The following is a 13229-nucleotide window of genomic DNA, read 5'->3' on the forward strand; positions in this document are numbered from 1 at the left end:
GATTCAGAAACAAAAAAACCGCTGCCCCATGGGAGCAGCGGTTTTCGTCAGACCGCGTTGAGGCTTAGTAGCCCAGTGCGAAGTCTTCTTCTTTCATGTCCATCAGGTTGTTGGCGCCCGACAGCATGGTGGCCACGTGAGTACGGGTACGTGGCAGGATGCGCTGGAAGTAGAAGCGCGCGGTTTGCAGCTTGGCGGTGTAGAACGCTGCGTCGCCGGTGCCTTCTGCCAGCTTCTCGGCCGCCACACGTGCCATGTCGGCCCAGAAGTAGGCCAGGCAGGCGTAACCGGAGTACATCAGGTAGTCCACGGAGGCCGCGCCGACTTCTTCGCGATCTTTCATGGCTGCCATACCGACCTTCATGGTCAGCTCGCCCCATTCCTTGTTCAGTGCAGCCAGCGGTGCAACGAATTCTTTGACGGCTTCGTTGCCTTCGTTGTTCTGGCAGAACTTGTGGACGATCTTGGTGAAGCCTTTCAGAGCCTCGCCTTGAGTCATCAGCACTTTACGGCCCAGCAGGTCGAGTGCCTGGATGCCGGTGGTGCCTTCGTACAGCATCGAAATACGGCTGTCGCGAACGTTCTGCTCCATGCCCCATTCGGCGATGAAACCGTGGCCACCGTAGATCTGCACACCGTGGTTGGCGGCTTCGAAACCGACTTCGGTCATGAACGCTTTGGCGATCGGCGTCATGAACGCCAGCAGAGCGTCGGCCTTCTTCTTCTCTTCTTCGTCCACGCCATATTTGACGATGTCGACCTGCTTGGCGGTGAAGTACACCATCGCGCGGTTGCCTTCGGCGAAGGCCTTCATGGTCAACAGCATGCGACGTACGTCAGGGTGCACGATGATCGGGTCAGCAGCCTTGTCCGGCGCTTTCGGGCCAGTCAGGGAGCGCATTTGCAGACGATCGCGAGCGTATTTCAGGCCACCCTGGAAGCCGATTTCGGCGTGGGCCAGACCTTGCAGCGCGGTACCCAGACGTGCGGTGTTCATGAAGGTGAACATGCAGTTCAGGCCTTTGTTCGCCGGGCCGATCAGGAAACCGGTCGCGCCGTCGAAGTTCATCACGCAAGTGGCGTTGCCGTGAATGCCCATCTTGTGTTCCAGCGAACCGCAGCTCACTGCGTTGCGCGCACCGAGGGTGCCATCGGCGTTCGGCAGGAACTTTGGAACGATGAACAGGGAAATGCCTTTGGTGCCAGCCGGTGCGTCCGGCAGACGAGCCAATACGATGTGGACGATGTTGTCGGCCATGTCGTGTTCACCGGCCGAGATGAAGATCTTGGTGCCGGAAACTTTGTAGGAACCATCAGCCTGAGGCTCGGCCTTGGTACGCAGCATGCCCAGGTCGGTGCCGCAGTGCGGTTCGGTCAGGCACATGGTGCCGGTCCACTCGCCGGAAACCAGTTTGGTCAAATAGGCTTCTTGCTGCTCAGGGGTGCCGTGCTCGGAGATGGTGTTCATCGCGCCGTGCGACAGGCCTGGGTACATGCCCCACGACCAGTTGGCTTCACCGACCATTTCGCTGACGGCCAGACCCAGCGACTCCGGCAGGCCTTGACCGCCGTGCTCGACGTCGTGCGCCAGGCTTGGCCAGCCGCCTTCGACGAATTGCTTGTAGGCTTCTTTGAAGCCAGTCGGGGTCTTCACGCCGGACTCGCTCCAGGTGCAGCCTTCGAGGTCGCCCACGCGGTTCAGCGGTGCCAGTACCTGCTCACAAAACTTGGCGCCTTCTTCGAGAATGGCGTCAACCATGTCTGGCGTTGCGTCGGCGCAAGCCGGAAGGCTCTGATAGTGCGCTTCGTAGCCGAGCAGTTCGTCACGAACGAAGCGAATATCACGCAAGGGGGCCTTGTAGTCAGGCATAGCGATAAACCTCTGCTGATGTAACCGGGAATGAACGACCGTGTTGATTTGTTGTGACGGTCAAACAGTTGTTTGAAACATACGTTTACGCCGAAATCTTGTCAAGCGTCGATCTTTTGCCGTTCGTCATCACTTTTTTCAAACGCCGGACACAGCAAACCGCCATGGACTGCACAGAGCCACGGGCCATAAAAAAAGATTAGTTGAGGGAGAAGGACTTACAACGAAAAACGCCGCGACAAGGCGCGGCGTTCAGCAGGCGAGAGACGCGAAAAATCAGGCAAACGTATCGATGATCGTACCGAGCATTTCATCGGAAGCCTTCGCGACCTTGGTGCCCAGCTCTACCTGAAACTTGCCCTGGGCCATCTCGGCCATGGCGCTGCCCGGATCCATTTGCTGACTGCGGTCGATACCACGCAGACGATCGACCTGAGCCTCGGAAGACTGGCTGGTGACCGAACGCTCGATGGTGTTGTTGGCGATCTCGCTCGCGGCCTGGTCGACACGGTTCTGCCCGGTCTGAATAGTGCTCAAACCTGCATAAAAAGCTGTGTTACCGGAGATTTCCATAGCGCTCTCATCCTTGGGAAGGATCAATGGTGGTCATTGAAGCAGAGGCGCCAGAAAAACACCCGTCAAAAATACTGATGGCACAGTGCCTTGTCATAGCCAAAAACATTAATCCAGCAGATCGAGTTGCAGATGATCGGCCACAGCCTCGGCGCTGAGCGACTTCAGTTTCGGTACCCGCCCCAGACACGGCGCCGGAAGCCGCTCGGCCAACGTCGCCAGATTCTCCTCCAGCCGTGACGTCTTCGGATCGATGATATTCGCCACCCAACCCGCCAGTTGCAGGCCATCGCGAGCAATTGCCTCGGCCGTCAGCAACGCATGGCTGATGCAACCCAGGCGCACACCCACCACCAGAATCACCGGCAGCTTCAACGCGATGGCCAGATCCGACAGATTGTCCTGATCGGCCAACGGCACCCGCCAGCCACCCGCCCCTTCGATCAACGTGAAATCGGCATTCAGCGCCAGAATTTCGCGCATCGGCGCCAGCAACGATTGCACGGTCAGCGCGACGCCGGCCTCACGCGCTGCCAGATGCGGCGCGATAGCCGGTTCGAATGCCACCGGATTGACCTGTTGATAGGTCAGCGGCACCGAACATTCAGCCAGCAGCGCCAGCGCATCGGCATTGCGCAAACCCTTGGGGGTGACCTCGCAGCCCGAAGCAACCGGTTTCCCCGCCGCCGTACTCAGCCCTGCCGAGCGCGCAGCATGCAGCAACCCGGCAGCCACGGTGGTCTTGCCGACATCGGTGTCAGTCCCGGTGATGAAATAGGCTGCGCTCATAAGGGTTTCTCCAAAACGGCGTAGACCACCTGGTAAGTCGCCGGCAATCCCTGCGCCTCACGGAACTGCTCGTAAGCCTCGATCAAGCCGAGAATCCGCGCGCGCCCGGTCAAGCCACCCGGCCGACCAGGGTTCAGATTGTGCGCGCCGAGCGCCTTGAGTTCATGGGTCAGGCTGCGCACATCCGGGTAGTGCAGCACATGCGCCTGATTCTGCAGACTCACCGTACGCAAGCCACTGGCGGCACACAACTGCTCATACCGGGCGAACTCGCGAAAGCGGTTGACGTGCACCAGACCATCGACCTGCCGCCAGCTGTCCCGCAACTCGTACAACGTCCCTACACAAAGACTAGCAAACGCAAAAATCCCACCGGGTTTCAGTACACGAAAAGCCTCACTGAGCACCGATTCGAAGTCCGCACACCACTGCACCGCAAGGCTGGAAAAGATCAGCTCACAGGTCGAATCCTGCAACGGCAGACGTTCCGCATCGCCAGCGATGAAATGCTGCGCCCCCCCCAAAGGACGGGCGTGATTGAGCATGCCCTCGGCGATATCCAGTGCCAGACCATGACCCTCGACAAATCGCTCGGCCATTGCGCGAGTGAAATACCCGGTGCCGCAGCCCAGATCCAGCCACCGCGCCGGCACAAAACCCGCTGGCAAGCGTGCGAGCAACTGCGAACCGACATCACGCTGCAGCTCGGCAACGCTGTCGTAGCTGGCCGCCGCACGTGAGAAAGACGCCGCGACCTGGCGCTTGTCAGGCAAGCCACCAGGCAGCGCAACAAGAGACAAATCAGTCATCACCGCACTCGTGTAGAAAAGCCTGGATCGCACCCGCCACGCCATGGGGGTCTTCCAGAAGAAATGCATGACTGGCCTGTTCGATCAGACCAATTTCGATATCCGGCAACAACGCGAACAACGCCCCTGCTGCTTCTGCCGGCACCAGGCCGTCCTGCCCGGCGAACAGATGCAACTGCGGGCCGCGAAAGGCCTGCAACGCTTCACGGGTATCCAGTTGTGCGAGCAATTCCAGGCCGGCCATCAAGGTCTCGGGGGCTGCATTCGGCGCCCCGCCCAGCATCAGCCGCGACAAGCCGCGCGGATCTTGCGCGCCTTGGGCACACAGCAGCGAGAAACGCTTGAGGGTCATTCGCGGGTCGGTCTGGCAGCCGGCGAGAAACGCATCGAACGTCTCGCCGGGCATCGCGCTCGTCCATTGTTCATGGGCGACAAACGAAGGATTGCTCGCCAGTGTCAGCAGCCCGCAGCAATGTTCTCCACGTCGCGCCGCCAACTCGCCGGCAAGCATGCCGCCAAGCGACCAGCCGCCCAGCCACACGTCCTGAGGGATCCGTTCATCGAGTTCGTCGAGCCAATTCTGCAAGTCGCAAGAATCGAGTTCCGGCAACGGCTCGATCTCGACATGCAGGTGCTCGTCGAGCCCTTGCAATGCCGCGGCCAAGGGCTCCAGCGGCGAAACGCCGAGGCCCCAGCCGGGCAGCAGAATCAGGCGATCACGCATGGCTTGGCTCCGACGACAGTTGGGCAAAGCAATCGGCCAGTCCTTCTAACAATAGCTGCACCTGCGCCTCGCTGTGGGCGGCGGTCAGGGTCACGCGCAGGCGTGCACTTCCCGCCGGAACGGTAGGCGGACGGATGGCCGTGACCATCAAGCCGCGTTCGCGCAGCATCCGCGACAGGCGCACGGCGCGACCGGCATCGCCGATCAGAATCGGCTGGATCGGGGTGAAGCTGTCCATCAGTTGCAGACCGATCTGCTCGGCCCCTCGACGAAATTGGCGGACCAGCAGGTTAAGGTGCTCACGCCGCCAATGCTCGGTGCGCAGTAATTCCAGACTTTTCAGGGTCGCGCAGGCCAGCGCTGGCGGCTGGCTGGTGGTGTAGATGTAGGGCCGGGCGAACTGGATCAGGCTTTCGATCAGCTCTTCACTGCCAGCGACAAAAGCGCCAGCAGTACCGAACGCCTTGCCAAGGGTGCCGACCAGCACCGGCACATCCTCCTGACTCAGACCAAAATGCTCGACGATCCCGCCGCCATTGGCGCCGAGCGGGCCGAAGCCATGGGCATCGTCGACCATCAGCCACGCGCCTTTGGCTTTGGCCTCGCGCGCCAGCGCCGGCAGATCGGCGAGATCGCCGTCCATGCTGAACACTCCGTCAGTCACCACCAGCGTATTGCCGGTGGCTTTCTCCAGCCGCTTGGCGAGGCTGTCGGCGTCGTTGTGCAGGTAACGATTGAAACGCGCACCGGACAACAGACCGGCATCCAGCAACGACGCGTGGTTGAGCCGGTCTTCCAGCACCGTATCGCCCTGCCCGACCAGCGCCGTGACCGCACCGAGGTTGGCCATGTAGCCGGTGGTGAACAGCAACGCACGGGGCCGGCCGGTGAGATCGGCAAGGGCTTCTTCCAGTGCGTGATGCGGACCGCTGTGACCGATCACCAGATGCGACGCGCCGCCGCCCACGCCCCAGCGCTCGGCACCGGCGCGCCAGGCTTCGATCACTTGCGGATGATTGGCCAGGCCAAGGTAGTCATTGTTGCAGAACGCCAGCAACGGCTGGCCGTCGACCACCACTTCAGGCCCCTGCGGGGACTCGAGCAGCGGGCGCTGGCGATAGAGATTTTCGGCACGGCGGGCAGCAAGGCGTGCGGCGAGATCGAAAGACATGCAGGCCTCGAAAAGTCAGTGATAGCTCTGTAGGAGCTGCCGAAGGCTGCGATCTTTTGATGTTGATTTTTTACAGCAAGATCAAAAGATCGCAGCCTTCGGCAGCTCCTACAGGGGGTTTTGCGTTTCGAGCGAAGATCAGACCGCAGCGTTATAGAACTGCTCGCTGCTCTTCTGCTCCACCAACGCCTGCTCGATTGCGGCCTGATGCACCTCGTCGGAATGCTCTTCGCGCGCTTCCGGTTGAATGCCCAGGCGCGCGAACAGTTGCATGTCCTTGTCGGCCTGCGGGTTGGCGGTGGTCAGCAGTTTGTCGCCGTAGAAAATCGAGTTGGCACCGGCAAGGAATGCCAACGCTTGCATCTGCTCATTCATCGCCTCACGGCCGGCGGACAGGCGCACGTGGGATTGCGGCATGAGGATGCGCGCCACGGCGAGCATGCGGATGAAGTCGAACGGATCGACGTCATCGGCGTTTTCCAGCGGCGTGCCGGCGACCTTCACCAGCATGTTGATCGGCACCGACTCTGGATGCTCAGGCAGGTTGGCCAACTGGATCAGCAGGTTGGCGCGGTCGTCCAGCGACTCGCCCATGCCGAGAATGCCACCGGAGCAGATCTTCATCCCCGACTCACGCACGTAGGCCAGCGTCTGCAAGCGTTCGCTGTAGGTGCGGGTGGTGATGATGCTGCCGTAGAACTCCGGCGAGGTGTCGAGGTTGTGGTTGTAGTAATCGAGGCCAGCCTTGGCCAGCGCCTCGGTCTGTTCCTGATCGAGACGACCGAGGGTCATGCAGGTTTCCAGGCCCATGGCCTTCACGCCTTCGACCATCTTCAGCACATACGGCATGTCTTTGGCCGACGGGTGCTTCCACGCCGCGCCCATGCAGAAACGGGTCGAGCCGATGGCTTTGGCGCGGGCAGCCTCTTCGAGGACTTTCTGCACTTCCATCAGCTTTTCTTTTTCCAGGCCGGTGTTGTAGTGACCGGACTGCGGGCAGTACTTGCAGTCTTCCGGGCAGGCACCGGTCTTGATCGACAGCAGCGTGGAAACCTGCACGCGGTTGGCGTTGAAATGGGCGCGGTGCACCGTCTGCGCCTGGAACAGCAAGTCGTTGAATGGCTGTACGAAGAGCGCTTTGACTTCGGCTAAAGACCAGTCGTGACGCAGGGTGGCAGAGGTGCTGGCGCTCATGGGCAGTTCCTTGGTTATGCTTGGCTGGCGGCTGCGGGAACGGAATACCCACAGGCGCGACACGGATGTTCGGCATATTTAAGGAAGAGTCATGCGCTGTCAACCACGACACGAACAACAGGTTTACATCTGTTTAAAAAACGTACAGACCTGCTTGCTGTGCGATGAGCCCGCAGAAGCAGAAATGCCAATCTGCGTCGCCTGCGAAACCGATCTGCCCTGGCTCGGCGACCAATGCCAGAGCTGCGCCTTGCCGCTGCCCAGCACTGGCCTGACCTGCGGCGGGTGCCTGCTAGAGCCGCCGGCGTTCGAACAGGTGGTGGTGCCATGGCGCTATGACTTCCCGGTGGACAGTTTGATTACGCGCTTTAAACACAACGCGAAATGGCCGTTTGGTCACCTTCTCGCCGACGTTGCCGGACAATACCTGCAACATCGCTTCGACGAAGGTTTGCCGCGACCCGACCTGTTGGTGCCGGTGCCACTGGCCAGCAAACGTCTGCGTCAACGTGGGTTCAATCAAGCGGCAATGCTGGGGCGATGGTTGAGCCAACAGCTGGATCTGCCTTTTGAGGAACAGGCTCTAAGGCGGATTCACGACACCAGCGCCCAACAGGATCTCGACGCCAAGGCGCGCAAGCGCAACTTGCGTCACGCCTTCGCCCTGGCCCCTGACGCAGAGGTGAAAGGTCGGCACTTCGCATTGATCGATGACGTGCTGACCACCGGCGCCACGGCCCAGGCACTGGCGCGACTGTTAAAAGATGCCGGTGCAGCGCGGGTTGACGTGTATTGCCTGGCGCGCACGCCAAAGCCGGGGACTTGAGAATCGGCACAATCCCATTGTGGGAGCGGGCTTGCTCGCGAAGGGGCCTGTACATTCAGCATCTATGGCGACTGACACACCGCCTTCGCGAGCAAGCCCGCTCCCACCGGGGGACAGCGTGTGGCTTGACTCTTGTGGTGCAAGCCGCCAACTTCACTTCCCACCGTCACTGTGAAAAAGCCCCCATCCATGTCCCTGCCCACCCTGTTGTCCCAGCACATCGTCCGCCGCCCGCAGCGCATCGCCCTGCTGCAACACATTGCCGAGCAGGGCTCGATCACCCGCGCCGCGAAAAGCGCCGGGCTCAGTTACAAAGCCGCCTGGGATGCAATCGATGAGTTGAACAACCTGGCGCAGAAACCGCTGGTGGAACGTGCGGTCGGTGGCAAGGGCGGCGGTGGCGCCAAACTGTCCAGCGAAGGTGAACGGGTGTTGCGCCTTTATCAAAAGCTGCAGGCCTTGCAGGCACAGGTGCTGGAAGCCGCCGAAGACGCCAGCGATCTGGACCTGCTCGGGCGCCTGATGCTGCGCACCAGCGCGCGCAACCAGTTGCACGGCAAAGTCGTCGCCATCGAAGGTCAGGGTCGCAATGACCTGATTCGCCTCGAACTGGCCGAAGGCCTGTGGATCAACGCGCAGATCACCCACGACAGCACCGTGCACCTGGAACTGCAACCGGGCACCGAAGTGGTGGCACTGATCAAGGCCGGCTGGCTTGAATTGCTGGCCCCGGAGCAAGTTGCAACATCTGGACACAATCTTCTGCAGGGCACCATTGAAGCCATTCTCGATGCCGAGGACGGCCCCAGCGAAGTGCGCATCACCCTGCCCAACGGCCAGACGCTCTGCGCTCTGGCGGAGCCGCTGCAGCTTCGCACCCGCAAGCTGAGTGTCGAGCAACCGGTGCAGGTTCAATTCTCGCCGTCCAATGTGCTGATCGGCACGCCGCTGTAACGGACTTTCTGCAACAAAAGATTCATCGCCCCCCATTAAGGTTGCTGCCAAAACCAAGCAGGGAGCCTGATGTGAGCCTATTAGAAGAAAACCAATCGACTGATCTGGAAAAAATGGTCGGCCTCAGCCGTCGCGGTTTCATCAGTGCCGGGGCACTGTGCGGCGCCGCCATGTTCCTCGGCGGCAACCTGCTGAGCCGCAGCGCGCTGGCCACCGGCATCAGCGCCGGCAACAGCCGCCTGCTCGGTTTCGAGAGCATTCCCGCCGCGACCACCGACGTCATCAGCCTGCCCAAGGGCTACAAGTCCTCGGTGCTGATCAGTTGGGGTCAGCCATTGCACAAGAACGGCCCGGCATTCGACCCGAGCGGCAATGGCACCGCCGCCGCCCAGGAAGTGCAGTTCGGCGACAACAACGACGGCATGAGCCTGTTCGAATTCCCCGACGACCGAAACCGTGCGTTGATGGCGATCAACAACGAATACACCAACTACCGCTACCTCTACCCGCACGGCGGCATGCCGCAATCGGCCGAAGACGTGCGCAAGGCGCTGGCCTGCGAAGGGGTGTCGGTGATCGAAGTGCAGCGCAAGAACGGCCAATGGCAGTTCGTCCAGGGCTCGCGCTACAACCGCCGCATCCATGGCAACTCGCCGCTGCGCATCAGCGGCCCGGCGGCCGGTCATGAGCTGATGAAGACGGCCGCCGACAAGCACGGCAAAAAAGTCCTCGGCACCTTCCAGAACTGCGCCAACGGCAAGACGCCGTGGGGCACCTACCTGACCTGCGAAGAGAACTTCACCGACTGCTTCGGCAGCAGCAACGCGCAGCAGCAGTTCGACCCGGCACAAAAGCGCTACGGCGTGTCGGCCGCCAGTCGCGAAATCAACTGGCACCCGTTCGACCCGCGTTTCGACATGGCCAAGAACCCCAACGAACTCAACCGTCACGGCTGGGTGGTCGAGATCGATCCGTTCGATCCGCAATCGACCCCGGTCAAGCGTACGGCGCTGGGTCGCTTCAAGCATGAAAACGCCGCCCTCGCCGAGACCGATGACGGTCGCGCCGTGGTGTACATGGGCGACGACGAACGCGGCGAGTTCATCTACAAGTTCGTCAGCCGCGACCGCATCAACCATCGCAACCCGAAAGCCAACCGCGACATTCTCGACCACGGCACGCTGTACGTGGCCAAGTTCGACGCCGGTGACGGCAACCCGGATCACCCGAAGGGCCAGGGCCAGTGGATCGAACTGACCCACGGCAAGAACGGCGTCGACGCCAGCAGCGGTTTCGCCGATCAGGCCGAAGTGCTGATCCACGCCCGCCTCGCCGCCAGTGTCGTCGGCGCCACGCGCATGGACCGCCCGGAGTGGATCGTGGTCAGCCCGAAGGACGGCCAGGTTTATTGCACCCTGACCAACAACGCCAAGCGCGGCGAAGACGGGCAGCCAGTGGGTGGGCCGAACCCGCGCGCGAAGAACGTCTACGGGCAGATCCTGCGCTGGCGCACCGACCGCGACGATCACGCGTCGAAGACGTTTGCCTGGGATCTGTTTGTGGTCGCCGGCAATCCGGGTGTGCATGCCGGCACGCCGAAGGGCGGCTCGTCGAACATCACCCCGCAGAACATGTTCAACAGCCCGGACGGTCTGGGCTTCGACAAGGCCGGGCGCTTGTGGATTCTGACTGACGGCGACTCGAGCAACGCCGGCGACTTCGCCGGGATGGGCAACAACCAGATGCTCTGTGCCGATCCCAAGACCGGCGAGATTCGCCGGTTCATGGTCGGGCCGATTGGTTGCGAAGTCACCGGGATCAGCTTCTCGCCGGATCAGAAAACCCTGTTTGTCGGGATTCAGCACCCGGGCGAAAACGGCGGTTCAACCTTCCCCGAGCATCTGCCGAATGGCAAGCCACGGTCTTCGGTGATGGCGATTACTCGTGAGGATGGCGGGATCGTCGGCGCCTGATAAACCGCTTTCGCGAGCAAGCCCGCTCCCACATTGGATCGTCTGAGTGCATGAGATGGTCGGCACACCGGAGATCCACTGTGGGAGGGGGCTTGCTCCCGAAGAGGCCCTTCCAGGCAGCCCACTATTCAAGGCAAAACCCTCAACCTCCACAGTCTGCGCTACCATGCTGGGCCGGACGCGGCAGCCTGCTGCGCGCAGGAGTCAGCATGGCCCACCCGTTTGAAACCCTTACCCCCGACCTTGTACTCGATGCCGTCGAAAGCATCGGGTTTCTCAGTGATGCGCGCATCCTCGCGCTCAACAGCTATGAGAACCGCGTCTATCAGGTCGGTATCGAAGACTCCGAACCGCTGATCGCCAAGTTCTATCGCCCGCAGCGCTGGACCAACGAAGCCATCCTCGAAGAACACCAGTTCACCTTCGAGCTGGCCGACGTCGAAATCCCGGTGGTGGCGCCGCTGATCCACAACGGCCAGACCCTGCACGAACACGCGGGTTTCCGCTTCACCCTGTTCCCCCGTCGTGGCGGTCGCGCGCCGGAGCCGGGCAACCTTGATCAGCTGTACCGCCTCGGCCAATTGCTCGGGCGCATTCATGCGGTCGGCGCGACCAAGCCGTTCGAACACCGTGAAGCACTCGGCGTGCAGAACTTCGGCCATGCCTCGCTGGCAACATTGCTTGAAGGCAACTTCATCCCCAAGAGCCTGCTGCCAGCCTACGAGTCCGTGGCCCGCGACTTGCTCAAGCGTGTCGAAGACGTCTACGCCGCCACGCCGCACCAGAACATCCGCATGCACGGCGACTGCCACCCCGGCAACATGATGTGCCGCGATGAAATGTTCCACATCGTCGACCTCGACGACTGCCGCATGGGCCCGGCCGTGCAGGACATCTGGATGATGCTCGCCGGCGACCGTCAGGAATGCCTGGGCCAGCTCTCGGAGCTGATGGACGGCTACAACGAATTCCACGACTTCGATCCGCGTGAACTGGCGCTGATCGAACCGCTGCGCGCCCTGCGCCTGATGCACTACAGCGCCTGGCTGGCGCGGCGCTGGGACGACCCGGCGTTTCCGCACAGCTTTCCGTGGTTTGGCACCGAGCGTTATTGGGGCGATCAGGTGTTGGCGTTGCGTGAACAGCTTTCGGCGCTCAATGAAGAACCCCTGAAACTGTTCTGATTCACCACAAACCATTGTGGGAGGGGGCTTGCTCCCGAAGGCGGTGTGTCAGGCAATTATTCTGCTGCTGATACACCGCATTCGCGAGCAAGCCCGCTCCCACATTTGGCCAGTGTTCACAAATTCAAAACTCATTCGCCACCAAATCTCCTTACAATCCCTGCTTTGTCAGCTGCCTAAGCAAGGATTCTGCATGCAAGCCGCCAACCCGCGTCGCGGGTACATTCTGGGCCTGAGTGCCTACATCATCTGGGGCCTGTTCCCGATCTACTTCAAAGCCATCGCCGAAGTTCCCGCTGTCGAGATCATCATTCACCGCGTGCTGTGGTCGGCGCTGTTCGGCGCCTTGCTGCTGATGGTGTGGAAGCATCCCGGTTGGTTGCGTGAGTTGCTCGACAACCCGAAACGTCTGGCGATTCTGGCCTTGAGTGGCACCTTGATTGCGGCCAACTGGCTGACATACGTGTGGTCGGTGAACAACGGGCGCATGCTCGAAGCGAGCCTTGGTTACTACATCAACCCGCTGGTCAACGTGCTGCTGGGGATGCTGATTCTCGGTGAACGTCTGCGGCGCATGCAGTGGGTCGCGGTGGGCCTGGCGGCCATCGGTGTGGCGCAGCAGGTGTGGCAGGTCGGCAGCCTGCCGTGGGTGTCGCTGGTGCTGGCGCTGACCTTCGGTTTCTACGGTTTGATCCGCAAACAGGCGCCAGTCAAGGCCTTGCCGGGGCTGGTGGTGGAAACGTGGATGCTGGTGCCGATCGCCTTCGCCTGGTTACTGTTCAACCAGACCGCGACCAGCGCACAACCGGAATTCTGGACCACCTCCCAAGCCTGGTGGCTGGTGGCTGCCGGCCCGGTCACGCTGGTGCCGCTGGTGTGCTTCAACGCCGCTACCCGCCACCTGCCCTACACCACCATCGGCTTCCTGCAATACCTGGCGCCAACGCTGGTACTGCTGCAGGCGGTGCTGCTGTTTGGTGAGCATTTGTCGTCGAGCACGCTGATCGCGTTCATTTTCATCTGGGCCGGTCTGGCCGTTTACAGCGTCGATGCAGTGATCAGTTTGCGTCGGCGCAGCTGATCAAAAAACGCACAAAGCTTCGCAGGCCACGGTTCTCGTGGCCTGCAACGTTCCTTCCCAAGGTTATCCACAGCGTGATCC

12 protein-coding genes are annotated in these 13229 nt (G+C 61.4%); 5 read left to right on the top strand and 7 right to left on the bottom strand.

Features of this window, described 5'->3' with window-relative positions; genetic code table 11:
- Nucleotides 1-64 precede the first annotated feature (64 nt).
- From ACVHNU_RS22420 to bioB, 7 genes are all read right to left on the bottom strand, one after another.
- Entirely contained in the window at nt 65-1870 is a 1806-nt protein-coding gene (locus ACVHNU_RS22420; RefSeq protein ID WP_103486450.1) for a phenylacyl-CoA dehydrogenase, read from the bottom strand.
- Nucleotides 1871-2146: 276 nt separating this feature from the next.
- On the bottom strand, nt 2147-2443 hold the full coding sequence (locus ACVHNU_RS22425) for a pyrroloquinoline quinone biosynthesis protein PqqE (RefSeq protein ID WP_473018320.1): 297 nt from the start codon (nt 2441-2443) through the stop codon (nt 2147-2149).
- Nucleotides 2444-2551: 108 nt separating this feature from the next.
- Entirely contained in the window at nt 2552-3232 is a 681-nt protein-coding gene (gene bioD, locus ACVHNU_RS22430) for a dethiobiotin synthase (RefSeq protein WP_003228900.1), read from the bottom strand.
- Nucleotides 3229-4041: a malonyl-ACP O-methyltransferase BioC gene (bioC, locus tag ACVHNU_RS22435; protein ID WP_003228902.1), complete on the bottom strand. Its 813-nt coding sequence runs from the start codon at nt 4039-4041 to the stop codon at nt 3229-3231. Before bioC ends, bioD begins: the two co-directional genes overlap by 4 nt.
- Entirely contained in the window at nt 4034-4765 is a 732-nt protein-coding gene (locus tag ACVHNU_RS22440; protein ID WP_473018321.1) for an alpha/beta fold hydrolase, read from the bottom strand. The genes bioC and ACVHNU_RS22440 overlap by 8 nt, the downstream gene beginning before the upstream one ends.
- Entirely contained in the window at nt 4758-5936 is a 1179-nt protein-coding gene (gene bioF, locus ACVHNU_RS22445) for an 8-amino-7-oxononanoate synthase (protein ID WP_400497161.1), read from the bottom strand. The genes ACVHNU_RS22440 and bioF overlap by 8 nt, the downstream gene beginning before the upstream one ends.
- Before the next feature lie 138 nt (nt 5937-6074).
- Nucleotides 6075-7130 carry a biotin synthase BioB gene (gene bioB / locus ACVHNU_RS22450; protein ID WP_103486447.1) on the bottom strand — a complete coding sequence of 352 codons (1056 nt, stop codon included), beginning with the start codon at nt 7128-7130 and terminating at the stop codon, nt 6075-6077.
- Nucleotides 7131-7221: 91 nt separating this feature from the next.
- On the opposite strand from bioB, the gene ACVHNU_RS22455 reads away from it, so the two are divergent.
- The 5 genes from ACVHNU_RS22455 (at nt 7222) to rarD (ending at nt 13148) form a co-directional block, all read left to right on the top strand.
- Complete coding sequence (locus ACVHNU_RS22455; RefSeq protein WP_473018322.1) at nt 7222-7956, top strand: phosphoribosyltransferase family protein; 735 nt, start codon at nt 7222-7224, stop codon at nt 7954-7956.
- A 189-nt stretch (nt 7957-8145) separates the two neighbouring features.
- Nucleotides 8146-8910 carry a TOBE domain-containing protein gene (locus ACVHNU_RS22460; protein ID WP_400497165.1) on the top strand — a complete coding sequence of 255 codons (765 nt, stop codon included), beginning with the start codon at nt 8146-8148 and terminating at the stop codon, nt 8908-8910.
- Nucleotides 8911-8981: 71 nt separating this feature from the next.
- Complete coding sequence (locus ACVHNU_RS22465) at nt 8982-10883, top strand: PhoX family protein (RefSeq protein WP_473018323.1); 1902 nt, start codon at nt 8982-8984, stop codon at nt 10881-10883.
- 209 nt (nt 10884-11092) lie between these two features.
- Nucleotides 11093-12067: a serine/threonine protein kinase gene (locus ACVHNU_RS22470; protein WP_027610685.1), complete on the top strand. Its 975-nt coding sequence runs from the start codon at nt 11093-11095 to the stop codon at nt 12065-12067.
- 193 nt (nt 12068-12260) lie between these two features.
- On the top strand, nt 12261-13148 hold the full coding sequence (gene rarD / locus ACVHNU_RS22475; RefSeq protein WP_003228916.1) for an EamA family transporter RarD: 888 nt from the start codon (nt 12261-12263) through the stop codon (nt 13146-13148).
- Nucleotides 13149-13229: the final 81 nt, after the last annotated feature.

Source organism: Pseudomonas sp. Ors-4-3C, assembly GCF_055755035.1.